Annotated in this window: 26 protein-coding genes; 17 read left to right on the plus strand and 9 right to left on the minus strand. The window is 40.0% G+C overall.

All coding sequences use genetic code 11. The features are described 5' to 3' along the window. Positions 1-37: 37 nt before the first annotated feature. Together BFP71_RS04795 and BFP71_RS04800 are read left to right on the plus strand one after the other, a co-directional pair. Positions 38-337, plus strand: a complete 300-nt coding sequence (locus BFP71_RS04795; RefSeq protein ID WP_069834290.1) for a DUF6787 family protein — start codon at positions 38-40, stop codon at positions 335-337. Between the two features lie 66 nt (positions 338-403). Continuing rightward, positions 404-820: a Fur family transcriptional regulator gene (locus tag BFP71_RS04800; RefSeq protein ID WP_069834291.1), complete on the plus strand. Its 417-nt coding sequence runs from the start codon at positions 404-406 to the stop codon at positions 818-820. Here BFP71_RS04800 and BFP71_RS04805 read toward each other — a convergent pair. The 3 genes from BFP71_RS04805 to BFP71_RS04815 all read right to left on the minus strand — a co-directional run bounded on the left by BFP71_RS04805 (position 817) and on the right by BFP71_RS04815 (position 3,839). Continuing rightward, on the minus strand, positions 817-1,032 hold the full coding sequence (locus tag BFP71_RS04805) for a hypothetical protein (protein ID WP_069834292.1): 216 nt from the start codon (positions 1,030-1,032) through the stop codon (positions 817-819). The genes BFP71_RS04800 and BFP71_RS04805 overlap by 4 nt on opposite strands. A 54-nt stretch (positions 1,033-1,086) precedes the next feature. Next, entirely contained in the window at positions 1,087-2,625 is a 1,539-nt protein-coding gene (locus tag BFP71_RS04810; RefSeq protein ID WP_069834293.1) for a sodium:proton antiporter, read from the minus strand. Positions 2,626-2,756: 131 nt separating this feature from the next. Then, positions 2,757-3,839, minus strand: coding sequence for an anhydro-N-acetylmuramic acid kinase (locus BFP71_RS04815; protein ID WP_069834294.1), 1,083 nt, complete (start codon positions 3,837-3,839; stop codon positions 2,757-2,759). Between the two features lie 42 nt (positions 3,840-3,881). Between BFP71_RS04815 and BFP71_RS04820 the strand changes: the two genes are divergently transcribed. The 10 genes from BFP71_RS04820 (at position 3,882) to rsmI (ending at position 13,433) form a co-directional block, all read left to right on the plus strand. Then, positions 3,882-4,598 carry a type III pantothenate kinase gene (locus BFP71_RS04820; RefSeq protein ID WP_069834295.1) on the plus strand — a complete coding sequence of 239 codons (717 nt, stop codon included), beginning with the start codon at positions 3,882-3,884 and terminating at the stop codon, positions 4,596-4,598. Continuing rightward, positions 4,573-5,877 (plus strand): porin family protein, encoded by a 1,305-nt coding sequence (locus tag BFP71_RS04825; protein WP_141719675.1) that lies wholly within the window; start codon positions 4,573-4,575, stop codon positions 5,875-5,877. The genes BFP71_RS04820 and BFP71_RS04825 overlap by 26 nt, the downstream gene beginning before the upstream one ends. A gap of 11 nt (positions 5,878-5,888) precedes the next feature. After that, the gene (locus BFP71_RS04830; RefSeq protein WP_069834297.1) at positions 5,889-7,211 is read left to right on the plus strand and encodes a tetratricopeptide repeat protein; all 1,323 of its coding nucleotides are present in this window, start codon (positions 5,889-5,891) and stop codon (positions 7,209-7,211) included. Between the two features lie 56 nt (positions 7,212-7,267). Beyond that, on the plus strand, positions 7,268-7,810 hold the full coding sequence (gene lptC, locus BFP71_RS04835) for an LPS export ABC transporter periplasmic protein LptC (RefSeq protein ID WP_069834298.1): 543 nt from the start codon (positions 7,268-7,270) through the stop codon (positions 7,808-7,810). A gap of 223 nt (positions 7,811-8,033) precedes the next feature. Then, positions 8,034-9,302, plus strand: coding sequence for a hemolysin family protein (locus BFP71_RS04845; protein ID WP_069834300.1), 1,269 nt, complete (start codon positions 8,034-8,036; stop codon positions 9,300-9,302). Positions 9,303-9,398: 96 nt separating this feature from the next. Beyond that, the gene (locus tag BFP71_RS04850) at positions 9,399-11,495 is read left to right on the plus strand and encodes a peptidylprolyl isomerase (RefSeq protein ID WP_069834301.1); all 2,097 of its coding nucleotides are present in this window, start codon (positions 9,399-9,401) and stop codon (positions 11,493-11,495) included. A gap of 71 nt (positions 11,496-11,566) precedes the next feature. Next, on the plus strand, positions 11,567-11,830 hold the full coding sequence (locus BFP71_RS04855) for a DUF493 domain-containing protein (RefSeq protein ID WP_069834302.1): 264 nt from the start codon (positions 11,567-11,569) through the stop codon (positions 11,828-11,830). After that, entirely contained in the window at positions 11,830-12,522 is a 693-nt protein-coding gene (locus BFP71_RS04860) for a class I SAM-dependent methyltransferase (RefSeq protein WP_069834303.1), read from the plus strand. Before BFP71_RS04855 ends, BFP71_RS04860 begins: the two co-directional genes overlap by 1 nt. 3 nt (positions 12,523-12,525) lie before the next feature. Further along, positions 12,526-12,756 (plus strand): 4a-hydroxytetrahydrobiopterin dehydratase, encoded by a 231-nt coding sequence (locus BFP71_RS04865; RefSeq protein ID WP_069834304.1) that lies wholly within the window; start codon positions 12,526-12,528, stop codon positions 12,754-12,756. Next, on the plus strand, positions 12,756-13,433 hold the full coding sequence (rsmI, locus tag BFP71_RS04870; RefSeq protein WP_069834305.1) for a 16S rRNA (cytidine(1402)-2'-O)-methyltransferase: 678 nt from the start codon (positions 12,756-12,758) through the stop codon (positions 13,431-13,433). The genes BFP71_RS04865 and rsmI overlap by 1 nt, the downstream gene beginning before the upstream one ends. 5 nt (positions 13,434-13,438) lie before the next feature. Here rsmI and BFP71_RS04875 read toward each other — a convergent pair whose 3' ends face one another. Both BFP71_RS04875 and BFP71_RS04880 read right to left on the minus strand, forming a co-directional pair. Beyond that, a complete protein-coding gene (locus BFP71_RS04875; RefSeq protein ID WP_069834306.1) occupies positions 13,439-14,707 on the minus strand; it encodes an aminotransferase class V-fold PLP-dependent enzyme in 1,269 nt (422 codons plus the stop codon). Position 14,708: 1 nt separating this feature from the next. Next, positions 14,709-15,476: a hypothetical protein gene (locus BFP71_RS04880; RefSeq protein ID WP_069834307.1), complete on the minus strand. Its 768-nt coding sequence runs from the start codon at positions 15,474-15,476 to the stop codon at positions 14,709-14,711. Positions 15,477-15,567: 91 nt separating this feature from the next. Between BFP71_RS04880 and BFP71_RS04885 the strand changes: the two genes are divergently transcribed. Genes BFP71_RS04885 through BFP71_RS04895 form a run of 4 tightly spaced genes read left to right on the plus strand, consistent with a single transcriptional unit; the run spans position 15,568 to position 19,137 of the window. Further along, on the plus strand, positions 15,568-16,350 hold the full coding sequence (locus BFP71_RS04885) for an inositol monophosphatase family protein (protein ID WP_069834308.1): 783 nt from the start codon (positions 15,568-15,570) through the stop codon (positions 16,348-16,350). Beyond that, the gene (locus tag BFP71_RS04890; RefSeq protein WP_069834309.1) at positions 16,351-17,274 is read left to right on the plus strand and encodes a WD40 repeat domain-containing protein; all 924 of its coding nucleotides are present in this window, start codon (positions 16,351-16,353) and stop codon (positions 17,272-17,274) included. It abuts the gene before it with no gap. Between the two features lie 36 nt (positions 17,275-17,310). Then, positions 17,311-17,484: a FeoB-associated Cys-rich membrane protein gene (locus tag BFP71_RS19355; RefSeq protein ID WP_176723322.1), complete on the plus strand. Its 174-nt coding sequence runs from the start codon at positions 17,311-17,313 to the stop codon at positions 17,482-17,484. 39 nt (positions 17,485-17,523) lie between these two features. Further along, positions 17,524-19,137 (plus strand): TlpA family protein disulfide reductase, encoded by a 1,614-nt coding sequence (locus tag BFP71_RS04895; protein ID WP_069834310.1) that lies wholly within the window; start codon positions 17,524-17,526, stop codon positions 19,135-19,137. 11 nt (positions 19,138-19,148) lie between these two features. On the opposite strand, the gene BFP71_RS04900 is transcribed toward BFP71_RS04895, so the two are convergent. Then, entirely contained in the window at positions 19,149-20,177 is a 1,029-nt protein-coding gene (locus BFP71_RS04900) for an SPASM domain-containing protein (protein WP_069834311.1), read from the minus strand. Positions 20,178-20,263: 86 nt separating this feature from the next. Between BFP71_RS04900 and BFP71_RS04905 the strand changes: the two genes are divergently transcribed. Next, a complete protein-coding gene (locus tag BFP71_RS04905) occupies positions 20,264-21,445 on the plus strand; it encodes a lipoprotein N-acyltransferase Lnb domain-containing protein (protein ID WP_069834312.1) in 1,182 nt (393 codons plus the stop codon). Here BFP71_RS04905 and BFP71_RS04910 read toward each other — a convergent pair. Genes BFP71_RS04910 through BFP71_RS04920 form a run of 3 tightly spaced genes read right to left on the minus strand, consistent with a single transcriptional unit; the run spans position 21,442 to position 24,139 of the window. Further along, complete coding sequence (locus BFP71_RS04910) at positions 21,442-21,945, minus strand: regulatory protein RecX (RefSeq protein ID WP_069834313.1); 504 nt, start codon at positions 21,943-21,945, stop codon at positions 21,442-21,444. The genes BFP71_RS04905 and BFP71_RS04910 overlap by 4 nt on opposite strands. Positions 21,946-21,981: 36 nt before the next feature. Next, entirely contained in the window at positions 21,982-22,662 is a 681-nt protein-coding gene (locus BFP71_RS04915; RefSeq protein ID WP_069834314.1) for a response regulator transcription factor, read from the minus strand. 1 nt (position 22,663) lies between these two features. Beyond that, positions 22,664-24,139 carry a sensor histidine kinase gene (locus tag BFP71_RS04920; protein WP_069834315.1) on the minus strand — a complete coding sequence of 492 codons (1,476 nt, stop codon included), beginning with the start codon at positions 24,137-24,139 and terminating at the stop codon, positions 22,664-22,666. Positions 24,140-24,270: the final 131 nt, after the last annotated feature.

Consider the following 24,270-nt stretch of genomic DNA (forward strand, 5'->3'; position numbering starts at 1 on the left):
TTACATTTGCAGTTGCATTGAACAAACTGAGGCATAAATGAGCTATTTAAAAAGACTGCAAGGTAAGTGGGGCCTAAAATCACTCTTCCAGACCGTCATGGTATTAATCGTTTTTGCTTTCACAGGGTCTACTGTTCTCTTTATTAAGCCCTATTTGTTCCAATTAGTTGGCCTAGAAAGCATTGAAGGAACCAAAGGCATTTTACTCTATATTATATTGGTCTTTCCTCTTTATCAGATATTAATTCTGATCTATGGATTTATTTTCGGTCAGTTCGCGTTCTTTTGGGCATGGGAGAAAAAAATGTTTGGGAGAATAACGAGGAGGAAAAAATAACGCTCGTTTTATATCTTCAGAAACATTGAACCCCACTTCAAAAATCAAATTTCGTTATATTTAACCGTGGAATCGCAGGTAAAAAGTTTACTTAAAAATCACTCTCTAAGGCTTACGCAAGGAAGAAAAGATGTACTCACAACCTTCTTAGATAGGAATGTAGCCATCTCTCATAGCGACATTGAAACCGCTATGGACGGAAAGTATGATCGTGTAACTATTTACAGAACACTGAAATCCTTTTTGGACAAGGGACTCATCCACAAAGTGCTAGACGACGTTGGGGCCACTCGATATGCCATTTGCAGTGATAGTTGTAGCGAAGCCAAACACCAGCATAACCATATACATTTTAAATGTCAGACTTGTAATGAAACTACATGTCTAGATGACGTGAATATTCCAAGTGTAACCCTACCAGAGGGTTTCCAAGTAACAGAAAGTAACTTTTTGATTACAGGTACCTGCGCCAAATGCGCTTAGACTAAAATCTCTTCGTCTGGAACGCTTTTTAAGTCTTTAGGCCAGACCACACCAGGAGGAAGATCTATCTTTGGAGGAGTATACATTTCTTGATCGCCACCTTCATCATTTCCACGTTTTGTGCCCTTGCTTTTCATAAGTCGAAAGGCCAAGTAAGTGAGGATCACATAAGTGATGCCGCTCCATAAGATATCGTAGAAGAAAGTGTCCATTGAACTGTTACCTCTTATATACTAAAATACGATGATTTAGGTTTAAAACTTTCGCTACAAAACGAAGAAGATGAGCCAAATCACAAAAAAGATTGGCAATAAGATCGGGATAGAATACCTAAGTATATAACCGAAAAACGACGGCATGTGAATACCCGTTTGCTCAGCAATTGACTTCACCATAAAGTTAGGGCCATTACCGATGTAAGTCATAGCACCGAAGAAAACCGCACCAACAGCTATAGCCGTTAAATTGACCACTGAATTGTCATAAGTGCCACCAGCAGCGTAAGCTTGTACATTTTCAATCACGCTAATATCTCCACCTTCTGATGCCAATGCAGCCGCTAAAAAGTTGAGGTATGTTGGAGCATTGTCCAAAAAGCCTGATAAGAAGCCTGTGCCCCAATATAAAGAGTTAGGGCCGATAAGTGCCGCCCCTGATTCAGACTGTGCAAATTCACTCACAAGCGCCAAAGCAGGCATCATAGTGCCAAATATTCCAACGAAAATGAAGGCTACCTCACGAATCGGCTCGAAATTAAATTCATTTCCATCGATAGCTTTCTTGTTAGCGAATTTGAAAGACAAATACCCGACGCTGAGCATAATAATCTCACGGATAAAAGAGAATTTCTGTCCATCATAGACAATCGCAGGTACACCGTCGATCACATTAGGGTCGATAAAAACAGCGGCAATAATAACAGTTAACCATAAAAAGTTCTTCCCTCCAACTATCGTCGTCTTATTGGTGAATGCTACTTCTGGTTCCAAGTCTAAATCCGTATCCTTATTGCGTCTATCGAAGAAATAGAAAGTAACAGCTAGAATGACCAGTGCTACAGCCCAAGGCAGTACGTTATGCGTAAGCGTCCACATAAATGGAACCCCTTTTAGAAAGCCTAGGAAAAGCGGTGGATCACCGATCGGTGTCAATGCGCCACCAATATTACTCACCATAAAAATGAAGAAGATGATATGATAAGGTCTTATTCGGCCTTTATTCAATCGAATAAAAGGTCTGATCAAAAGCATAGAAGCACCGGTAGTTCCAATCAGGTTAGAAATAACCGCTCCAACGATCAATAATCCGACATTCGCCATCGGCGTTGCTTTCTTATCCACATTAATCATGATCCCTCCGGAGGCGATGTATAAAGAGGATAATAGGGCTATAAACTGTACATATTCTGCCAATGCATGAACCGGTGCGTGGGTATCGTGCAATGCAAACAAATAATACAAAACCACCAGTGAGGCCAGTGATACTGCAATTAGCGGGTAATTTTTATGCCAAAAGTGCTCATAGAAAAGCGGCCCTGTGGCAATCATGCCAAGTAGCAACACGAATGGAATAACTGTCCATCCCGGAGGAGGCCCGTGATGGCCGTCATCGCTGGAAGCATGATCATCGGAGGCACTGTCTCCATGGTCATTTTGTGCATGACCATTTTGACCATTTTTCCCGTGATCGTCTTGCAATATTTCCGTTGAATGAAGAGGGGTACTATTGGCCGCAACCAAACTTACATTGGGCAAAGTAAAGCCCAGCATAAGGAGGAATATTACGAAAGTAATGCGTTTCTTCATTCAAGGTTGACGTGATTTGCTAAGATAGACGAGATATTCAATATTTAAAATCCAATGGTGTGAATCCTACGTTAATAAGCACAGCACATAGCCGCTAAATAAGCATCACAGCCGATCTTTTCTCTTCAGTCTTAGGGGAAAAAATAAAGATCGCCGCCCATATTATCTCTTTTCGCCCCAGTAACAGAGGCCAAGCAATTTGGCTTCTTCAAAAATCTCAAAAGCCCTAGATAGGCAAAAACAAGCGCTTCTTTATAATTTATTAGAGCGTCACTAGGCACGACAACTTCCCTTTTGGAAAGCGCTTTTAGCCTATTCACAAATGTTTGATGAAAAGCCCCACCTCCCGTGACAAGAACGCGTTCCTTGCTCTCATTACTACCGATGGCTTTACTTATTTGGATCGCAGCGTGCTCAATATAGGTTCGCATTAAATCATGAGTAGAGAAAGAACTGTTGGCCAAAAATGGTAGCCAAAGCGCACTAAAATCTTCAAAGCCAAGCGACTTCGGTGCTTCTTTCTGTAAGAAGTCGATTTGATTCAATTGTTCGAGTAGTGTTTCATTCACCTGTCCTTCGTTTGCCAAAACCCCACCTTCATCAAATTTCAAATCCAGTTGATTGGCCAAAAAATTTAATGCCATATTAAAGGGGCAAATATCAAAAGCTAACACTTGATCATTTCCTCGAATCACAGTGATATTGGCAATACCGCCTAAGTTTAAGCAATACTGATATTCTGAAAATAAGTCTCTATCGCCAATAGGCACCAAAGGTGCTCCTTGGCCACCCAGACTCACATCGTTGACCCTAAAATTGTTGATCACAGGATAACCGCACATTTCGGCAATAGCATTTCCACTTCCAATTTGCAACGTGTAGCCATTAGCTGGATCATGATGAATCGTGTGACCGTGTGAGGCTACAAAATCAACTTCCTTGGCCAATGATTTCGAAAAAACACGAATCGAGTTTCCAATGAATTCTCCCAATTCCTTATCTAAACCTGATAAATCCTCTTTTTTAAACTTAAAGGCCTCTTTTAGGTCATCAATTAATTGATCGGGGTATGCAATGGTTTCAGCCAATTCGATTTGATAAGACCAAGAATCACCATTTTTTGTAAAACGTGACGCCACTAGATCGAGACCATCTAACGAAGTACCAGACATTACGCCTATGATTAGAAAACTAGATTGTTTTTGAGAAAGCATTTATAAAACTAATCTTTTCGTTATTATAGCGGTTCAATTATTATGAATCTCGTAATCGATTTTGGAAACACCAATATAAAGTGTGCAGTTTTTGACACCGATCACCTGCGCGATACTCAAACTTTTAAGGAGATATCGGATGTTCGAGCTTACATCAACGACCATATATACTATCAGATTGGAGTTTGCAGCGTAAGTCATGACCCCGCGACCATCAAGGCAAAAATTCCTGAGTTAGAAAACGCCTTATTCCTAAATCATAAGACAAAGACACCACTTCAAATAAATTACAATACGCCCAACACATTGGGTATGGATAGGCTGGCTGCCGCTGTTGGTGGACAAGCGCTGTTTCCAGACACTCCATTAATGATTATCGACATCGGCACGTGTATTACTTATGACTACGTAAGTGCCACGGGAACATATGAGGGTGGCATTATTAGTCCCGGAATTGAGTTGAGGTACAAGTCCATGAACGACTACACAAAAAACCTACCGCTCCTCCACGACCTTGACAGCGAATCATTTATCGGTAAGTCTACACGCAGTAGTATGACCAGTGGCGTGATCAATGGAATAGCCGCCGAAATTCAGTCTCATATCTCACAATTATTGTTAAATAATGCTGATTTAAAGGTGATTATGACGGGTGGAGGCTCCAAAACGTTTGAATCTAAAATAAAATCTGACATCTTTGTCTCCCTCGAAATTGTGCTCGTTGGGTTGAATCGTGTTTTGGAATATAATGTGGAGTAAAACAAGAATTATATTAGCTCTTTTTTGGAGCTTCTTTTTATTTAATCAAGCTGCTGCTCAGTACGATCAGACCAGCTATTCCATTATTGGTATTGGAAACCCGAATTGGGGAGGTTACAGCCAAAACGCCCTCATGGGTGGCGTGGGTGTTTCTTATGGCTCTAGACTATTTCTCAACAACCTAAACCCCGCACTTTTGGCTTCTAACCAAGAAGCGATCTTCCAACTGGGGTCATCTTTCGACATCCGATCATTTACACAAGATGGAAACAGCTACAATTCCATTGCCGGGGGCGTGAAAGATTTTGGCCTGAACTTACCTATTAAATATTCCAAATGGAATCTAGGGATAAGCCTAAACCCATACTCAAATGTAAATTATGGCTTTATCGATAGTAACGATGGCGCCGGCCCAGAAGGCTCTACACCTGTGGTAGAAGTTGAAGGAAGAGGGGGTATAGAGGAGCTTTCGGTCGTCAACTCCTTTAGAATCAAAAATTTTCAACTTGGTATTAAAACCTCCTTCCTATTCGGTTCTATCCAAAAAGAAGATAAATTTTCCCTTACAGGTTTGACCACTACAAATTTTGGAGATGCCGTGGTAAATCAAACTAAAAGTTATCATAGCGTTACTTTTGGGGTAGGAGGACTATATAAACTTTTACTAACCCCAGACTCTCGTTTGAATATCGGTGCTACTTACAGTCCTGAATTCACCATGAGACAAAACATTTTGGCTACCCTAGAAAATCAAACCTCTGGAGGTGCCTTTATTTCTGGAGACACATTAGTAAATGACCGTTCAGATAAAAAAACCATTTCCATCCCCGCGAAGTTTGGATTTGGGCTTTCTTATGAAAAATTTCAAAAATTAACCATTGGCCTTGACTTCCTCTCTCAAGACTGGGCTAGCTACAAAGACGAGAATGGTCTTGCAGAAAGTGGTTATGGTAGCGCTTATCGTGTTGCTTTAGGGGGAGAATTTATACCAAACTATCAAGCCCAAAAGTTGTTTAGTGTAACTAGCTATAGGTTTGGTGTACATTATGAACAAACACCTTTTTTAGTGAATAACGAAACCATTGACGATATTGGCATCAGTATTGGAGCTTCGTTACCGCTAAACGCCTTTTGGGGGCAAGCTTACTTAAACTTTGGAACGACATTCGGTCGCCGAGGAAACGTTTCCAATGGATTAGTAAGAGAAAACTATGTTAAGATTCATTTAGGCTTTAGCTTACAAGACGCAACGTGGTTTACGAGACAAAAATTTAACTAAACAAATTACATATGAAACTGAAAGCACTACTATTGACTGCCTTTTTGGTATTGTGCTCTTCACTACAAGCACAGTTCTTTTGGCCAGAAAACCCAGAAGAGAGATCGGAAGCAGAAACATTATGGACCCTATTCGATGATGTTTATGGACAGGGTGACTACGAAGCTGCGAAACCTTATTTAGATCAAATCATAGAAAAATTTCCAGGCTTGAGTACAGCTGTTTACATCAATGGACTGAAAGTATGGAAGGATACTTATAAGAACTCCAAAGATGCAGCTGTGAAGAAAGAAACAGCTGACAAAATCATGACGCTTTATGAAAAGCGATTTGATAATTTCGACGGTGAAAAGAAGAAAGCGATAGACCGTAAGGCTATGGATGCTTTTCAATACTACTATAAAGACGCTAGCAAGACTCAGGAATTGCTAGACCTTTTTGAAGAAGCTTATGAGTTAAAAGGCAACGACGCTTACTATCCATTGGGTAGATACTACATGAACATGGCAACATTTGCCTATGTGAGAAAAGTGATCACTGATGATGACGAAGTTTTAAGAATTTACGATCGTTGTACAGAACACATTGACTACCAAATAGCAAAGTCGAAAAACGCCGGAAAAAGCACAAATCGCCAAGTAGCAATAAAAGAATTCATAGACAAAAAACTAGCAGACCTTAAGCTAGTAGACTGTGATTTTGTAGTTGAGAAACTAGTACCTGAATTCGAGCAAGATCCTGATAATGCTGAATTAGCCAACAAGATTTTTGCATTCGCTTTTGAAGGTGGATGTACCGATGCCGATTGGTTTGTTAAAGCAGCAGAAAAAGTATTCGCAAGTAATCCACAGTATGGTGTTGGATACTTATTAGGAGTGAAATTTGGTTCTGAAAAAGATTACGACAAGTCTAAGAGCTATTTTACACAAGCTGCCGAACTAACTGATGATAATACAGACAAAGCAAAAGCACTAAAGCAAGTAGCGGCGACTGAAAGAATCCAAGGCAACAAAGCTGAAGCCAAGAAGTTCGCACTTCAAGCAGCAGAAGTTGATCCTACTTTAAAAGAGGACATGTATACATTGATTGGAGACATGATTATGGGTAGCGATGAATGTGATAAAAAAGAGAGTCAAGTAACTGACAGAGCAAGATTTATTGCTGCACACAACTATTACATTCAAGGAAAGAACAACCTTAAAGCAGGACAAGCACGAGAATATTTCCCTACGATTAGTGATATATTTACGGAAGGAAAGAAAGAAGGAGATAACCTAAAAGTTGGTTGCTGGATTCAAACAAGCGTTAAACTGGTAAGAAGACCAGAACAATAAGATAACAAAACGAATATCTAACGGTCTTCTTCAATACTGAGGAAGACCGTTTTTTTATGAAACGACTTATTACATATTGCTTTATAGCTATTGTATTCACATTAGTAGCTGGATGCTCTCAAGATGACGCTAAACTTAGCGAAATGGAAGAGTACACAGGCCCTTCATTCGAATCAGAGAATGTAGTGATTAAGCTAACTGAAGCTACAGTAGTTAAGGTCATCATGAAGGGCAAAAAACAACTTCAATTCCAAAATGGAGATATAGAATTTCCGGAAGGTCTTGAAGTGACTTTCTTTGACGAAAACGGAGAAAAAACAACCATCCTAACCGCTCAAAAAGGGTTTAAATCAGCAACAGACAACTTGTATCGGGCCAATGGTGATGTAGTTGTTAGAAATCTAATTAAAGAAGAAACGCTCAGAACAGAAGAACTATTTTGGAACCCAGAAACGAAGAAAATCTTCACAGATAAGTTCGTAACAGTCCAAACACTCACAGACATTATACCAGCTGAAGGGCTTACAGCCCCACAAGATTTTTCTACCTATCAATTCATTAAGCCGAAAAACGGCGAATTCCAATTTGAAGACAATTGAAAAATTTAGGTGATACCATCATTTTCTCATTAACCGTTGTGCTATTCATCATCGGTGTGCATTTAACCATGACATGGGGTATAAGATACGCCTACGAATGTTTTATGCTTTCATTGGGATTGCTATTTTTATATAGATATCGACAAACACGCCGAAAAGAAAAGGAAAAAGAAGAGATGGATACCAAGAAAAAGCCGCGATCTAAGAAGACCAAACGCCGTTGATGGACCCCTATCAATTATCCATCATAGCGATCTGTTTGATTTTTTCCGCTTTCTTTTCAGGAACGGAAATCGCCTTTGTTAGTGCCAGCAAACTGCAAATAGAACTACAAAACCAGCAAGGCAAATTAAGCGGCAAAATCCTTTCATTCTTTACACAGAGACCCTCTAGGTTAATCAATACTGCACTAGTGGGAAATACCGTCGCGCTAGTTATTTATGGTATTTACATGGCCGCTGTGCTTGAACCTATCATTGCCGATCTATTACCAGAAAGCATAAACACAACAAGTTCAGTGGTAATTCTGCAAACCATCGCATCCACAATCATCGTCTTGTTCACGGCCGAGTTTACGCCTAAAAGTATTTTCCTCATTAACCCAAACAGCCTTTTGAACATATTGGCTGTCCCATTATTCATCATTTTCTGCCTAATGCTCATTCCCGTTTGGATCATTGAGCAAATGTCCAAATTCATAATCATTTATGTACTCAGACAAACATACGCTGAAGACAGACAAGTTTTTGGTTTAACAGATCTCGGTAATTACATCAAGAGAAATACACATGAAGATGTAAAACAGGTCAATGTTGAAGTAGACACCAAGATTTTTAATAATGCCCTAGAATTCAAAACCGTGCGCGTTCGGGAGTGCATGATTCCTAGAACGGAGATTTCAGCGGTAGATATTGAAGATAACATTGAGGAATTGAAACAAGAGTTCTTGGAAAGTAGCCACACAAAAGTCTTGGTGCACAAGGGAAATATTGATGAAATCATTGGTTACTGCCATGTCCTAGAGCTATTTAAAAAGCCGCAAGATATCGAGAGCATTCTCACCCCAATTATTATTGTTCCAGAAACAATGCTGGCCAACGAATTGATGATTCAATTCATCCAAGAAAGAAAAAGCTTAGCCTTGGTGGTAGATGAGTTCGGTGGTACGTCTGGAATTGTAAGCTTGGAAGATGTAATCGAAGAGATTTTTGGCGAAATCCAAGATGAGCACGACGATGATGAAGACTGGGTAGAACAAAAGCTCGATGACGACAAATATATTCTTAGTGCGCGGCATGAAATAGACTACCTCAACGACAAATTCCACTGGTATATTCCTGAAGGTGATTATGATACACTCGGTGGATTTATACTCTCCATTACCGAAGATATTCCAACCGTCGACGATGTGATCGACTTCGAGACTTTCGACATTAAAATTATCAGTATGGAAGATGCGAGGATCGATAATGTTCTCTTCCGACTCAAATAACACGGAGACTCCTGATTTTTAGGGAGTTTTGTCCTCAGTTTCCTTTGATTTTAGGCCATAAATCCGTTATGTTTGCGCCTGTTTAAAAATTAACTGATGGCAATAATTAATACGCTTCGTGAGAAAATGGGAAAACTACTCGTAGTAGTAGTTGGGTTCTCAATCTTAGCCTTTGTACTAACCGACTTTTTAAGCCAAAATTCTAGCTTGTTTGGTAATAGTAGAAATGTAGGTGTGATTGACGGAGAAGAAGTTTCACAAGAAGTATTCGCAACGTACGTTCAAAACGCAACTGCTGGTTACGGTGCTACTACTCCTCAATTTACGCAGCTAATTAGAGATAATATTTGGAACAGCATGGTTGCAAATACCGCGTACTCTAATAAGCTAAACGAACTAGGATTAGAAATTGGAAATAACGAAAGAGTTGACATGGTTCAGGGAAAGAATATTTCTCAGAGCATGAACGACTTCTTCCTACGAAACCTTGGGGCTAATGATGTACCCTCTATCAAAACATTCTTAAGCCAGCTAAACCTTTATGACCCACGTGTTCAAGCGGCTTTTGCCAATGCAGAGCAGCAAGCCATGTTCGAAAGAACTATCGAGAAGTTCGAAAACATGTTGGCAAAAACAGAGTACGCTACGCTGGCAGATGCCAAAAAAGCTTATCAAGAACAGCTAGCTTTTGCCGATGTAGATTACCTATACGTGCCTTACGCAACAGTAACGGATACTCAAATAGGACAGGTAACAGACGCGGAAATCCGTGAATACCTTTCAGCGAATAAAGATGATTTTAAAGTAGAGGAAACACGAGATATCGACTACGTTTCATTCCCAGTTATTCCTTCTTCTTCTGACTCTGCTGATTACATGGCAGACATGGAAAGCTACAAAAGACAATTAGAATCAAGCCAAAACGATTCTACTTATGCAACTAGTATTACGGAGCAAGGTGTTGGGTTTGCAACTTACGACCCGACCGCTTTACCACTACAAATAGCTGATAACTTATCGTCTTTAAAAGTTGGAGATGTAGTTGGCCCTGAGCTAAGCAATGGTATTTACACATTGCACAAGCTTTCAGGAGTAGTACCTACCGATAGCGAATTCGCAAGAGCAAGTCAGATTGTATTCAATACTGGCGGCCTATCTGCCTCTGACAAAGCGGGTGTTAGAAAAACAGCCAATGACGTTTTAAGAAGAGCAAGAAACGGTGAATCTTTCGGAGATTTAGCTAGAGAATTTAGCCAAGGTGCTTACAACAATGTAGGTGGCGACATGGGCTGGATCAAGAAAGGTGATACAAAATCAGCCGACATCGAATCAGCAGTATTCAGTGCAAGAAGAAAAGGCATTGTTAGAAGGTTAGTAGAAACTGATAACAACATTTACATAGTAAACGTAACGGAGACTAAAATTCAGAACAGATACAAAGTTGCTCAAATCATAGTAGAGCTTACGCCATCTCAAGCGACTATCGACAAGGTTTACAGAGAATCTGGTTTGTTTGCTAGCAATGCAAAAAGCATTAGCGCATTCGATGATTATGTAAGTGAAAAAGGATACACAAGATTTAGTGGTGTTGAAATCAACAGAGATGCGATTTCAATCGGCCGTATGAACAACGCCAGACAAATTGTTTCTTGGTTATACGGAGAAGCATCAGTTGGAGACGTTAAAAACTTTGATCTTGATAATGAGTATGTAGTAGCTGTATACAGAAATAAAACTGAAGAAGGCACTAAATCTCTTGATGCTGCTAGATCTGAGATCACAGATATTTTAAGAAAAGAGAAAAAGGCCGAATATATCATGGCCAAGCTCAATGGTCTTTCAGGCTCTATCTCTGAAATGGCAAAATCTTATGGAAATGAGGCTATTGTATTAAACAACCCAACACTTAAATTGGCAGACAACAGCCTTCCAAATGCAGGTATTGCTCCTGAAGCGATCGGTGCTGCATTTGCGCTTAAGAATCCAGGAGAAAAAACAGCCCCTCACAAGGTAGATAACCAAGGTGTTGTCATCATTGAACTGAAATCAATGTCTGAAGCTTCAGAAATCGGTGATTATACCTCTTACGAAAATCAAATCATTCAAGACGCTTACAACGCTATTAAAACTTTACTGAGAGAATCGGTGATTGATAAAGTTGAAGTGGTCGATGAACGTTACAAATACTATTAATTTTTAAATCGGCCGATTGGCCGATTTTTTTTTGTGTAACTTTTTCTGATCATCCAGTGTTAGCCTGATCTATGAACGACTATACAACATCGGAATTCAAAAAGAAACTAGACGATATACACGACTTCCCTACCGTGTATATGTTTAAGTTTATTGTCACAGAAGACAAAACAGAAGCGGTAGATAAGCTCTTTCCAAATAGCAGCCTTAACTATAAACCGTCTAGCAAAGGAAAGTACGTAAGCGTAACGGCAAGCGTGATGATGCCTTCAAGCGATCGTGTGATAGAGATTTATAAAGAGGCCAAAAAGATAGAAGGGATTATTGCACTTTAATGCAAAGGGCAGCGCTTACCATATTATCCATCGCCTTATTATGTTGGTCATGTGGGTCCAATGAATCGAAAACTGAGGAGCAGAAGGAGCCTGTCATTAAACTTAACGAAGGACCCAAACCTGAGTCAATAGCCAATCAACTAGAGCCTAAAATCGAAGATGTTGAAAGAACAGAATGGCAAAACCCAGAGTTGATTTTAAACTTTATTGGTGATTTAGAAAGTAAAACCGTAGCTGATGTTGGGGCCGGCGCAGGCTACTTCACCTTTAAATTGGCACGAACTGCCGAAAAGGTAATCGCTTTAGATATAGACCCAAAGGCACTTGAATATATTGAGAGCCAAAAAGAAATCGTTGGAGATTGGTCAAGTAATATAGAGGCTAGATTAACGCCACCCGATGTGCCAAACCTTCTAAATGAGGAGGTAGACCTAGTGCTCATCGTTAACACTTACAGCTATATCCCAAACAAAGAAACCTACTTTCCGCGCCTTCTAGAGGGTATAAAACCAGGTGGTAAGCTGATCATCGTCGACTTTAAAGTTGAAGATATACCAGTAGGTCCTGCAAATGAATTTAAAACTGCACCAAAAGATGTAAGAGCGGCTTTGAGAAAGGCCAAGTTTAAAGGAATTGATATCAACGAGAAAAACCTCAAATATCAATACATTATAAGTGCTGAAAAACGATAAACTATGTGGGAAGAAAAAGACAACAAACTGACGAGAACATTCGAATTCAGTGATTTTGTAACTGCATTCGGTTTTATGACTAGAGTGGCTATTGCAGCAGAAAAAATAGACCATCACCCCAATTGGTCGAATGTTTACAACAAGGTCGTTATAGAGTTAACCACACATGACGCGGGAAATATTGTTACCGATAATGATCGTAAATTAGCTAAGATCATCGATGGCTTGGTTTAATGGCTGAAAAGACAAATCTATTTCTTGTACCAACCCCTATTGGCAACTTAGAAGATATTACCATTCGTTCGCTGAATGTGCTCAAAGAAGTGGACGTAATTCTGGCTGAGGATACTCGTACCTCAGGAAAACTCTTGAAGCACCACGAAATTAGTAAGCCACTACAGAGTTACCACATCTTCAATGAACACAAAGCGGCCGAAAAGCTAGTAGAACGCATGACCGCTGGCGAAACATTTGCCTTAATCTCCGATGCTGGTACGCCTGCCATATCTGACCCGGGATTCTTACTAGTTCGAGAAGCTATTAAAGCAGATTTAATTGTCAATTGCCTCCCTGGCGCCACGGCTTTTGTTCCTGCCTTAGTCAATTCAGGCTTACCTTCAGATAAATTTACATTTGAAGGCTTTTTACCTCATAAGAAAGGTCGTCAAACACGACTGAAAAAACTGGCTGAGGAGGAAAGAACAATCATCCTCTACGAATCTCCACATCGATTGATTAAGAGTTTAGAGCAACTAAAAGAGTTCTTGGGCGATCGGCAAGCATCAGTTTCAAGAGAACTCACCAAGATGTTTGAAGAAACGGTACGTGGCTCAATATCAGAAATCATCTCCCATTTCTCCGAAAAAGGGGTAAAAGGTGAGTTCGTTATAGTGATAGCGGGAAAAGAGTAGTAGTCCTAGACCGACTTTAAGGATTCTACCAAATAATCTACATCGGCTTTAGTTGTAAAAACAGACAGAGAAATCCTTATACCGTTAATATCAAATCCACTAATCGGTCGGCAATCGATCATAAATTGATCAAAAAGCACTTTTTTTACATCAGTAGCCTTCTTACCAACAACTTCAACATTTTGAATCGCACACGATAAATCATTGGCACCAGGGGTTTTCAACTTAAATCGATCATCCGATTCAATTTGTCCTCTAAAATAAGCCTTCAATTCTCTCAATCGAGCTTCACGCTTTTCTCCACCGATTAAGTTGTAATAATCAACTGCTGTACCCATACCAAGCATTTCAGGGTAGTTTCTCGTATTATAATTCTCCAATCGCCTGATAGAAGGATCTCTGAAGTGTGCGCGAGACACAATTAACGGCTTCAAATACTTCTGTGAGTCCTTTTTAGCATACAAAATGCCCGTTCCTTTCGGCGCAAACATAAACTTATGAGCACTTCCAGCATAGAAATCACATTCCAGATCGTGTAAGTCTATTTCAAAAGTACCAGCGGTTTGCGCTGCATCTACTCCCACTAAAATCCCTCGCTCATGAGCCATTTGACTCACCTCTTTAACGGGCAAAATCATACCATTAGTGTTGGTTCCATGAACCATAGAAATAACCTTGGTCTTTGGCGTAATCGCTTTCCGATAGACTTCTACTATTTCTTCCTTAGACTGAGGTAGAATAGGTAGTTTTGGCCGGACAATTTTAAAGCCTCTTATTTCTTGCCAATGCACCCAAGGAACGGTACCACTAGGATGTTCATGATCGGCAAGAATTACTTCATCACCAGGCCCTAACTCCATAGAATGAGCCATAATGTTCATGCCCTCAGTGGTATTATGAATTAAAGCGATTTCCTCTTTATCAGCAGAAAACATATCAGCCACCTTTTGGCGAACGGCCTCTTTTTCGTCTTGCCAACCTCCCCACATATACCTCGATGGAAAACCATCTAACAAGGCCCTAAATTCATTGGTAGCGTCTACCACTAATTTGGGGCACGGGCCTAGCGATGCATTATTGAAATAATAAAGACCCTCGTGCATGGTAAATTCACTTTTTACCAGTTTCCAATAGTCCTCATCGTTAGCTTTCGAAGTTAGTTTAAAGCCTACTTTCTCTATTTTCTCAAGATATGCTTCTCTCAAACCTGACCCCATCAATGCAGTCGCAGTCAGTCCAGAAAAGCTATATTTTAAAAGGTCTCTCCGATCCATATCACTTCAATACTTTATCCAAAAATGGTTTCATTTCTTTAATTACGATGTCGTCTCGTTTCCGAAGCTCGCGCAAAAACCAACCCTTGTGACCTGCACCATAGGTGATTAAAAACCGCTTTCCTTCATAACGATGTTTTTCAAGCGCCTTCTCGATATGCCAGTAGTGGGCAATGTTAATATTATCCCAACCACCGAGTAAAAGCGTTTCATTCAGAATTCGATTATAGGCTTCGTAGCGAATTTCTGCTGCTTGATCATAAGCATCAGAATTAATAAAATAAGGGTCATTTCGGTCACCAGCAGCTTCCATAGCAGCATTTGATCTTCGACCTGCGGCTTCATACGCTGCCCACCTCTCGGCCCAAGCGGTATCTTGTCTAATCTCTCTAAGCCGTTGGTTCCGATAATCATTCATTGGTTTGGTCCAACCCGCCGTCGGGATAATCTCGAAGTCTAACTCTTTAGTGAGTGGGAAGATAGCATCTACATATTCTGGAAAAACGCGGACTCTAGATTCCAAAATAGTATCTAGTTCATCAAACTCCCTTCTTGCAATTGGATATCTATCGGGTGGAATTTCAGTAAGAATATAATCTGGATTAATCTCGCGAACCAAGTTTTTAACGACCTCAATATCATAATTGGGGTTAGTTCTGTGCCCCCTATGGATCATGCCCATAACGATCACTTCGTTTTTAGGCTTTTCCTTTTCACAAGAAGAAAAAGCGACGAGAACGAAGGCCAAAAGATAAAATAGCTTTTGCATAACAAAGGATTGGGTGATTCAAGTTACAGAATAATTAAAAAGGTGGTGATAATACTGGCCGTTCTTCCAGCCATTCATGTAATTTTGGGATATGCAGAAGTTGCTCCAAGACGTAATAGTGCTCGTAAAGGAAACTGGCGAGTTTATTAGGCAAGAATCTAGAAAGTTCGACGAATCAAAAATCGAATATAAAGGGAAGAATGATTTGGTCTCTTATGTGGATAAAGAGGCCGAAAAGCGATTGGTAAAAGGTTTGTCTGAAGTACTTCCTGGAAGTGGTTTTATTGCGGAAGAAGGAACTTCCAAACATCAATCAGATATCTATAATTGGATCATTGACCCCCTAGATGGTACCACCAATTTCACCCATGGCTTGCCGATATATTCCATTTCTGTTGCCTTATTAAAGCGCGGCCAATTGGCGATGGGTATCGTCTACGAAATTAATAGGGATGAATGTTTCCACGCACTCAAAGGCGAAGGCGCTTTTCTAAACCACGCGCCTATCAAAGTTTCGGAGGTAAAAACGCTTGAGAAATCGTTACTAGCCACTGGTTTTCCATACTATAATTTCGATCAAATGCGGCAGTACCTGACCATCATCAACGAATTTATGCAAACCACGCATGGATTAAGAAGGATGGGCAGTGCCGCTGTGGATTTGGCTTATACGGCATGCGGTAGGTTCGAAGGTTTCTTTGAATATAATTTGAATGCATGGGATGTAGCCGCTGGCGCACTTATAGTACAAGAAGCAGGAGGGATTGTCACTGATTTCAAAGGCAATGATGATTTTCTATTTGGCAGAGAAATAGTGGCCGGCAATATTACCCAACCAGAAATGCTCAACACCATTCAAAAACACTGGAAATAAATGAGACTCTTTTTAAGCCTAGTCGTACTATCATTCTCAACTTACAGCTTCAGTCAGGTCAAAACTTATGAAGGTTATCCTTTAGGCGTGCACATCGTGGCCTTTTCTCCCGATGGAGCAAAACTCTTGATCGGTAGTGGTGCTCGTGAATTAACTATGCACATTTTCGATGTAGAAAAAGAGGAAAGAGTTGCTACCATTGGCCGACAAGAAGGTGGAATAGCTTTTGCCAATTGGCTCCCGACTGAAGGAAAATTCTATACTTCCGGAAAAGACTCCTTAAAAATATGGTCTGGTACAGACTCCTACGAGCTTTACGATTTTGGTGCATGTGACTATGAAGGTGAATTGATCGCTCACCCAGAAGGAAAACTATATGCAATTGCCTGTGATAAAAAGGCTTATGTATTAGATAGCGAAATGGTGAAGAAATTTGAGGTAGAGCTCGATGAAATCTATTCAACAGGAGCAATTTCACCAAATGCTGATGAGCTGGTCATTGCCACAGTGTTGGATGAAATGATGATTATAAATACAAATGATCAGTCTATCGAACGAAGCGAGCTAGAGGGTTTGGCAAAGCAGCTAAACTACCTTTCACCTAATGAATTAATGATCGTTGACTATTACATTTTTAAATCGGATGAACCCTACGTAAGGTTTTTAAACAAAAAGACGGGCGAGGAAACCAACTTTACCGACGATGCAAAATTTTTGCTTGCCCAAAAGATACCAAACAAAAACCTTGTTATATCAACACACTCTGGTGGCCATGTAAAACTATTCAAGAAAGACGGAACCCTAGTAAAAGACTTTGGTCAGTTAGGTAGCTTCCCACTATCATTAGATGTATCAAATGATGGTTCCAAAGCGGCAGTGGGTTTGCTTAGTCGACTGGTTGTGATAGATTTGTCTGACTTTTGAGAACTAACCGCTAATTCGGATCGTTAACTCATCGCAATGCAAGAAATTTTAGTTGTCATACTCTTTATAACCGCCGCCATATTTATGGGTAGGAAGATTTATATGAAGTATAAAGCCCCAAGCGGATGTGCCTCGGCAGGTTGTGACGCTTGCGCCCCTACTAAAAAGTCCGTAAAGCTTCCTGAGCACTTTAAGTCCTATTTTTACTAAATATTTTTATTTAAGGGAAAGAGACCTTATCTTTTCTATATGAAAAGATCATTATCTGTATTATACACCTTATTGGTCGTCGTTAGTACGCTCCATGCACAGTCACCTTCTAACAACACAATTATTGTTAGCCTTAAAAGATTGACTGGCCCCGGGCCATTATCTCAGAGTATAAGCCCATTTAAGCCTATACCAACAGACTCAACAGAAAGATTTTATGGACTTCATGAACAAGCCAAAAATGATTTGCCAACTGGTTTTGAATCACTAACCATAGGTACACTAACAACTGACTTTCCACAAATGGCTTTCTCTGCCATTAAAAGAGGTGTACTCGATTCAGTAAAGTATTATGCTGGTTGGTTCTCTGATGATACGCCAAAACAGTTATCTAGAATGACTTCGAATTATGTAGATACTGAAGTTTCTCTTGCATTTGGCGAAATAGAAGGTAAATCCTATCTCATAATAGACAGTGATAATGATGAGAGCTTTTTAGGGGAAAAAATTATTGATGTTCCAGTACCGAAAGGTGATTATAGTAGCTTAATCGAGCCTACTATTTATGCTGCAAGTGTTGAAAAGCTCATTAATCGACAAATTGTTCAGGATTCCGCTTATTTTGTAATATTAAAATTACCAGTAATGGTTGGTATTGGTACAAGTGAGCATCGCTATGGAAAAATCTCATTGGATGGAGAGGAGAAATACATCTACTTAAACAATGGCTTTTATGGGATTCAATACCGAAAAGAGCTAATTGAAGCTATTGTCACAGATACTCCCTTCGATGGTTCCATTGAACAACGAGGTCTTCTTAACGGACAGAAACTAGAAGAAGAAGATATTTTTAGAACTGCTAAACATGCATATCGCTTGATGGATATCGATGAAAATGGCACACAACTCACTTTAGAAAAACTTCCCTTATCAGAAGTAACAGTCGGTACACAGATTGGACTAATTGCACCCGACATAAAGGGTTGGACATTGACTGATGCATTATATACTCTGAATAACAAAAAAGTAAAGCTCTTAGATTTTTGGGGTACATGGTGTGCTCCCTGCATTTCTGAGATTCCTTATTTAAAAGATGCCCAACTTCTTTTTGGTGCCGAGAACTTCGAGATTGTAAGTATCGCATCAGATACCAAGCAAAAAGTTACTCCCTTTATCAAAAAGAGGGGAATGAATTGGACGCACATGATGGAGTCTGATGCAGGTAACGTTGTGAAAGACTTTAAAGTCTCTGGCTACCCATCTACTTTTTTATTATCCGAAGAGAATAAAATAATCATGAAGGACACTGAATTGAGGGGACCAAAACTTATAACAAACCTCATTGAAGTCTTTGGTCTATCCGCTGAAGTCGTCCAGAAAAGATTGAATCAAGGCAACGTAATCATTTCAATAGAAAACGATGAATATTTTTCAATAGAAATAGAGTCAGAGTTCATAGACGACAAAGTCACATTCTATCAATTAGATAAAGATTCAAATACGCTACAAAGAGGATTCAATGCAGGCCCTGGAGAATACACGCTAGGAATAAATGCTAAAAAAGCCAATTCTCAAATGAGCCGGTTAATCGTTCGAACCATCAAGGTCACCGACGAGCCAAATCAAATAATTAAGATCTCCCTAAAAAAGTAAGTAATTCGAGTCTAACTATTGGCCCAAACCTTTGTGCCTTCTGAGCAGTTTTTACACATTTCAATTTCACTTCGGGAATTAATCAAGGACTGACGGAAAGCGCGGTATGATTCGCCTCTCCATATGGATTTAAAGCCATCTGCCTCCATACTACCAAGTTGATAGTGTGCATCCTTATCAAAGCAACAAGGCACGACTTTACCATCCCATGTTATAACACAGGAATGCCACATTTTCCAACAATGATTAATCAATTTGTTTTTTATGGCCCATTGTCCATTGCCTACCTGCTTGTAGCGTGCGTACTTTTCAATGGTAGGAATCAGCTCCGATCCATTCTCATAATCATAAATTTGGGCGGTTTTAAAAGCAACTTCATCAACCCCCAATGAATTGGCCAAATCCCTTACTTCATCCAACTGATGCTCATTGGGTTTCACCACCAAGTATTGGAAGATAACGTGTGGCTTTTTGGACTTAAGCAGTCGCTTCCATTTGATTATGTTTTTTGTACCAGCAATTACCTTTTCCAACTTCCCACCCACCCGATATTGCTCATATGTCTCTTGAGTGATCCCATCAATAGAGATAATCAATCGGTCCAAGCCTGACTCGACGGTCGCTTTGGCTTGCTCATCATTTAGGTAATGCGCATTGGTTGAAGTAGCCGTATAGACGCGTTTCTGGCTTGCATATCTTACTTGGTCTAGAAACTTTGGATTCAAATAAGGCTCCCCTTGGAAATAAAAAATCAAATAGGATAACCTTGGCGCTAGTTCGTCAATTACTTTCTGGTAGGTTTCGTTCGTGAGTGTTCCTGTCGGGCGTGTAAAACTTCTTAGACCACTTGGGCACTCCGGGCACCTGAGGTTACATGCCGTAGTAGGTTCCAATGAAATACTGGTCGGCATACCATAATGAATAGGTTTCCCCGTAGCTTTTGATAAATAGTAACTCGATACAAGCTGTACCATGTTCCAAAGCCGCAGTGGCGTCAATTTGGATACATAATTCAAACCGTCTCGCCAGTTCCTATTCATTCAGTCAAGTTACATGGCATGAATTAGGCATCAAAATTGATGCGTATTTTTGCACCAAATCGTTTCAAAAGAAATAGCTTTAACCCGTGAAGTACTTAATTTTTTCTCTTGCACTGCTTTTCTCGCTTCAAGCTGAGGCTCAGTTCCCTACACTTTCTGACAAGTCCGAAATTAGTATCATAACAATTGGCCCTGGTGCTAATTTATACGACTGTTTCGGTCATAGTGCATTTAGAGTAGTAGACCCAACCTTAGGGATCAACGATGCCTATAATTACGGTACCTATAACTTCTCTGAGGGAAATTTTGTAGGGAAATTCACCATGGGGATTGCTCAATATGAATTAGCGAAACGACCGTTTCCCAATTTTTACAATAGTTATGTAGCTGAAAATCGCTGGATTACCGAGCAAGTTCTAAACTTAACCCTAGAAGAAAAACAAGCCATATTCGACGCCCTCGAAACTAATGCACTGCCTCAAAACAAGTCCTATCGATACGATCCATTCTTTGATAATTGTGCCACCAGAATGCGAGACATTGTGAAAGATGTACTCGGTTCGGCCATCGTTTACAACAATGATCACTTAACAGAAAGAAATACGCTTAGAACCCTAGTAGATGAAAACTCTTTCAACCACCCTTGGGTAGATTTCGGAATAGACGTGGCCTTGGGCGCCATTTTGGATAAAGAGGCGACACCGGAAGAATATATGTACTTACCAGACTACGTATTGGCGGCTTATGATAATGCCATCATTCGGCGAGGAAGCGCTCCTGTGAAAGCCGTGAAACGCAAGACAAAACTCTTCGAGTCTGATTATTATGAAAGAAAAGTGTCATCCGTTTCTCCTACTTTGGTCTTGTCCATTGTAGCCCTGATACTCGTTTTTATCACTTATAGAGAATACCAAAGGAACGTCCGATACCGCTATTTCGATTTCACCTTGATGTTGATCACCGGTCTATTGGGTGCTTTTCTTTTGTTCTTATGGTTTGGAACTGGCCATGCTACAGCAGTCAAAAATTTAAATATCCTCTGGGCGTTCGCTCCAAATGCTGTTGTCGCATTTTACATACTTAAGCGACAGCCGCCAAAATGGGTACGGGTTTATGTTCGTTTTCTCTTTATCCTTTTGATGGCCATGACTATGATTTGGTTCGCCAAAATTCAGGTTTTTAACACGGCGATGATTCCATTGGTAATTTTATTTGCCATTAGGTACGGTTTCCTATGGCAGCGTGGGCTAGTTTTCAAACGGGCTTAATGGCCTTGATTTAAAAAAGCCTCTTCGACGGCATCACGAATAAGGTCCATTTCAAATCCTTTGGTGACTAGAAACTGCATAAGCTTCCCTTTTACTATATAGTCAGAGTCGCCTTTAACTGAGGGTAATTTCTTCTCGGCATGCTTCAGTAAAGTATTGTAGTAGTCCGACGCATCAATTTCAGCTAAGCCCTTGTTTATGCAGTATTCAGAAATTCGGTGTTGCTTTAGGCCCTGCATTATTTTTCTTCGGCCCCAGCCTTTTACGCGAAATTTACCCCCCGCATAGGCCTTCGCGAAGCGTTCTTCATTGATAAAACCGTCTACAATAAGATCCACAATGATATCTTCTACCTCAGCTTCGTGCAAGCCATAGGCATACAGTTTGTCGCGTACTTCTTGTTGAGAACGTTCTTGATAAGCACAGAAATCCGCCGCCTTTAGTTTAGCGGTTTTTAAATCGAGCGGCTTTTTAGGTTTACGCGCTTGGAAATTGTGCATGATCAAAGTTAAGCACAACTCGGGAAAGGTTAGTCATTAACAGACGAGCTTGTAGCCAAACCCGCGCACATTCATAATTTGAATTTCTTCATCAAGAGTAAGCTTCTTTCTAAGCTTGGTAATAAATACATCCATACTTCGGGCACTGAAAAAATCATCGTTTCCCCAGAGTGTATTCAGGATAAGTGTGCGTTCGGTTAATTCGTTTTTATGTCGATACAATTCGTTTAGCAATTGAGCCTCACGATGTGTTAACATAATTTCGCTACCCTCATAAGAGAGCAACTGCTTCGAGAAATTGAACGCATATTTACCAATATTCACAGTTTCCGATGCCGATGACCCTTGTTTACGATCCAAAAGTGCCTTAATCCGCACAATTAGTTCTTCCATACTAAAAGGCTTTTTTAGGTAATCATTTGCACCATAGCCAAAACCCTCCACTACATCTTCTGTTCTAGATTTAGCAGTTAGAAAGATGATTGGAATCCGGTCGTTCATTTTTCGAATTTCCTTCACCAACGTAAAACCATCTTTTTTGGGCATCATTACGTCCAACACCAAAAGTTCTGGCTTTTTAGATTCATAAAGCTTCATGGCCATGTCGCCATCTTCGGCATAAATAACTTCGAAACCACGCGTTTCTAAGCTCTCTTTTACAATAGTGCCGAGGGCCACTTCATCTTCAGCCAATAGGATAGTTGTTTGTTCTGACATGTTAAATGGAAATTGTAAACTGGGTATCTGAAGCCACCTTTAAAGAGATAGTGCCACCGTGTTTTTCAACGATCTTTTTGGTATAGTAAAGTCCGATACCGAACCCTTTCACGTCGTGGACATTCCCTTTCGGAACGCGATAAAACTGATCGAAAATTCGTTTTTGTTGCACGTCATCTAAGCTATTGCCTGTATCAGTAACATGCCAAACCACCTGTTCGCCGACTTGACTTAGCCTTAACGTAATTTCGTCACCACCATATTTAATCGCATTATCCACCAAATTGGAGAGCGCATTTTCTAAATGGAAAGGGTCTACTTCTTTCATTAAGGTGGCAACCTCCGTTTGGAAAAGGAGCTTTTTATCCCCTTTTGTCACTTGAAAACTTTCGAAAATCTGTTGAGTGAATTTTACCACCTCCACAGTCTCCAAATTCAAATCAAGATCATCAGAATCCAGCGATGCTGTTTCCAAAAGCTTTTCAACCATACCGTTTAGCTTTTGTAGCTGGTTATTTGAAATGTCTAAGTACTTGGCCGTTTTCTCCCTATCGTTCGTTTCGTTGAAATTAGAAATAGCCTCAATAGCAGTGGAAACGGTAGCGATCGGTGTTTTAAATTCGTGCGTAATATTGCTAATCAAGTCATTCTTGATATCTGCGAGTTCTTTCTGCTCCGCGATTACACGATATAGATACAATAGTGAACCAATCACAACGGCAGATATAAGCAGTGATATCAGTAAATCAACAGCTCCACGCTTTAGAATGACCATGGAAGCGTTTTCAAAATTCATTTCAAGCTCCTGACCATCAGGCAAATAAGTAGACTTAGAGACCGTAAATAAAGGATACTCTTTATCACTACTTTTTCTAACTGAATCACGCACACTATGTAAAAGCGCATAATCAATTTTCATGTTCTTCCTGCCTAGTTCTTGCGTAAGGAAAGAGTCCATTTTAACAAAGTCCAAGTCCTGAGTCAAGGCAAAGAAGAGTCGATTGGTGAACCCTTTAAGATCGTTCAGTGAATCAGATAGATTAATAGATCTATTGAACTTCACGCTTTCGACCGATCTATTCGTATTCTTTAATATAGAATCTAATTCCAACGTAGTTCTAATCGTAGGATTATCGTTCAAAGCAATAGAAAGCAAGGAATCCCTCAGTTTACTAGAAAAACCATTTTTACTAGTTTCCTGTGTTATAGTGAGCCCATCAAAAATCGTGGTTTGCCTCTTTGAAGCAATAACACTACCAGTGACTGGGGAATCATCTGGAATAAAACTTGATCCTTTATCCCCAAATGAGTTCAAAACAATGATTTCTCCTTTTACTTGATTGGCATAGTAAGCCTCTACACTAATATCCAGTGCCTGCTGTACCTCATTCATGAATTGCTCTTTATTCAGCTGATAATTCTGAATATTTCGGTACACCTGAATTCCCACGGTAATTATCACCGTGGCGGAAATCATATAGATAATACGTTTGAACCTCAAGGCTTTCACAATTCAAATATACGGAGTTTGCAGGGGGTACGGATAATGGCTTAACACACGTTAACAGTGGTTAACTCAAAATGCAACTGGGCTTTTCTTGATTTACA

The organism is Roseivirga misakiensis (assembly GCF_001747105.1).
In the GTDB taxonomy this organism is placed as follows: Bacteria; Bacteroidota; Bacteroidia; order Cytophagales; family Cyclobacteriaceae; genus Roseivirga; species Roseivirga misakiensis.

Bases quoted from the DNA above. Each gene is read 5' to 3' on its own strand.
- BFP71_RS04795 (WP_069834290.1), top strand. From the start codon at position 38: ATGAGCTATTTAAAAAGACTGCAAGGTAAGTGGGGCCTAAAATCACTC.
- BFP71_RS04805 (WP_069834292.1), bottom strand. From the start codon at position 1,032: ATGGACACTTTCTTCTACGATATCTTATGGAGCGGCATCACTTATGTG.
- BFP71_RS04810 (WP_069834293.1), bottom strand. From the start codon at position 2,625: ATGAAGAAACGCATTACTTTCGTAATATTCCTCCTTATGCTGGGCTTT.
- BFP71_RS04815 (WP_069834294.1), bottom strand. From the start codon at position 3,839: ATGCTTTCTCAAAAACAATCTAGTTTTCTAATCATAGGCGTAATGTCT.
- BFP71_RS04820 (WP_069834295.1), top strand. From the start codon at position 3,882: ATGAATCTCGTAATCGATTTTGGAAACACCAATATAAAGTGTGCAGTT.
- BFP71_RS04830 (WP_069834297.1), top strand. From the start codon at position 5,889: ATGAAACTGAAAGCACTACTATTGACTGCCTTTTTGGTATTGTGCTCT.
- lptC (WP_069834298.1), top strand. From the start codon at position 7,268: ATGAAACGACTTATTACATATTGCTTTATAGCTATTGTATTCACATTA.
- BFP71_RS04845 (WP_069834300.1), top strand. From the start codon at position 8,034: ATGGACCCCTATCAATTATCCATCATAGCGATCTGTTTGATTTTTTCC.
- BFP71_RS04850 (WP_069834301.1), top strand. From the start codon at position 9,399: ATGGCAATAATTAATACGCTTCGTGAGAAAATGGGAAAACTACTCGTA.
- BFP71_RS04855 (WP_069834302.1), top strand. From the start codon at position 11,567: ATGAACGACTATACAACATCGGAATTCAAAAAGAAACTAGACGATATA.
- BFP71_RS04860 (WP_069834303.1), top strand. From the start codon at position 11,830: ATGCAAAGGGCAGCGCTTACCATATTATCCATCGCCTTATTATGTTGG.
- BFP71_RS04865 (WP_069834304.1), top strand. From the start codon at position 12,526: ATGTGGGAAGAAAAAGACAACAAACTGACGAGAACATTCGAATTCAGT.
- rsmI (WP_069834305.1), top strand. From the start codon at position 12,756: ATGGCTGAAAAGACAAATCTATTTCTTGTACCAACCCCTATTGGCAAC.
- BFP71_RS04875 (WP_069834306.1), bottom strand. From the start codon at position 14,707: ATGGATCGGAGAGACCTTTTAAAATATAGCTTTTCTGGACTGACTGCG.
- BFP71_RS04880 (WP_069834307.1), bottom strand. From the start codon at position 15,476: ATGCAAAAGCTATTTTATCTTTTGGCCTTCGTTCTCGTCGCTTTTTCT.
- BFP71_RS04885 (WP_069834308.1), top strand. From the start codon at position 15,568: ATGCAGAAGTTGCTCCAAGACGTAATAGTGCTCGTAAAGGAAACTGGC.
- BFP71_RS04890 (WP_069834309.1), top strand. From the start codon at position 16,351: ATGAGACTCTTTTTAAGCCTAGTCGTACTATCATTCTCAACTTACAGC.
- BFP71_RS19355 (WP_176723322.1), top strand. From the start codon at position 17,311: ATGCAAGAAATTTTAGTTGTCATACTCTTTATAACCGCCGCCATATTT.
- BFP71_RS04895 (WP_069834310.1), top strand. From the start codon at position 17,524: ATGAAAAGATCATTATCTGTATTATACACCTTATTGGTCGTCGTTAGT.
- BFP71_RS04900 (WP_069834311.1), bottom strand. From the start codon at position 20,177: ATGAATAGGAACTGGCGAGACGGTTTGAATTATGTATCCAAATTGACG.
- BFP71_RS04910 (WP_069834313.1), bottom strand. From the start codon at position 21,945: ATGCACAATTTCCAAGCGCGTAAACCTAAAAAGCCGCTCGATTTAAAA.
- BFP71_RS04915 (WP_069834314.1), bottom strand. From the start codon at position 22,662: ATGTCAGAACAAACAACTATCCTATTGGCTGAAGATGAAGTGGCCCTC.
- BFP71_RS04920 (WP_069834315.1), bottom strand. From the start codon at position 24,139: ATGATTTCCGCCACGGTGATAATTACCGTGGGAATTCAGGTGTACCGA.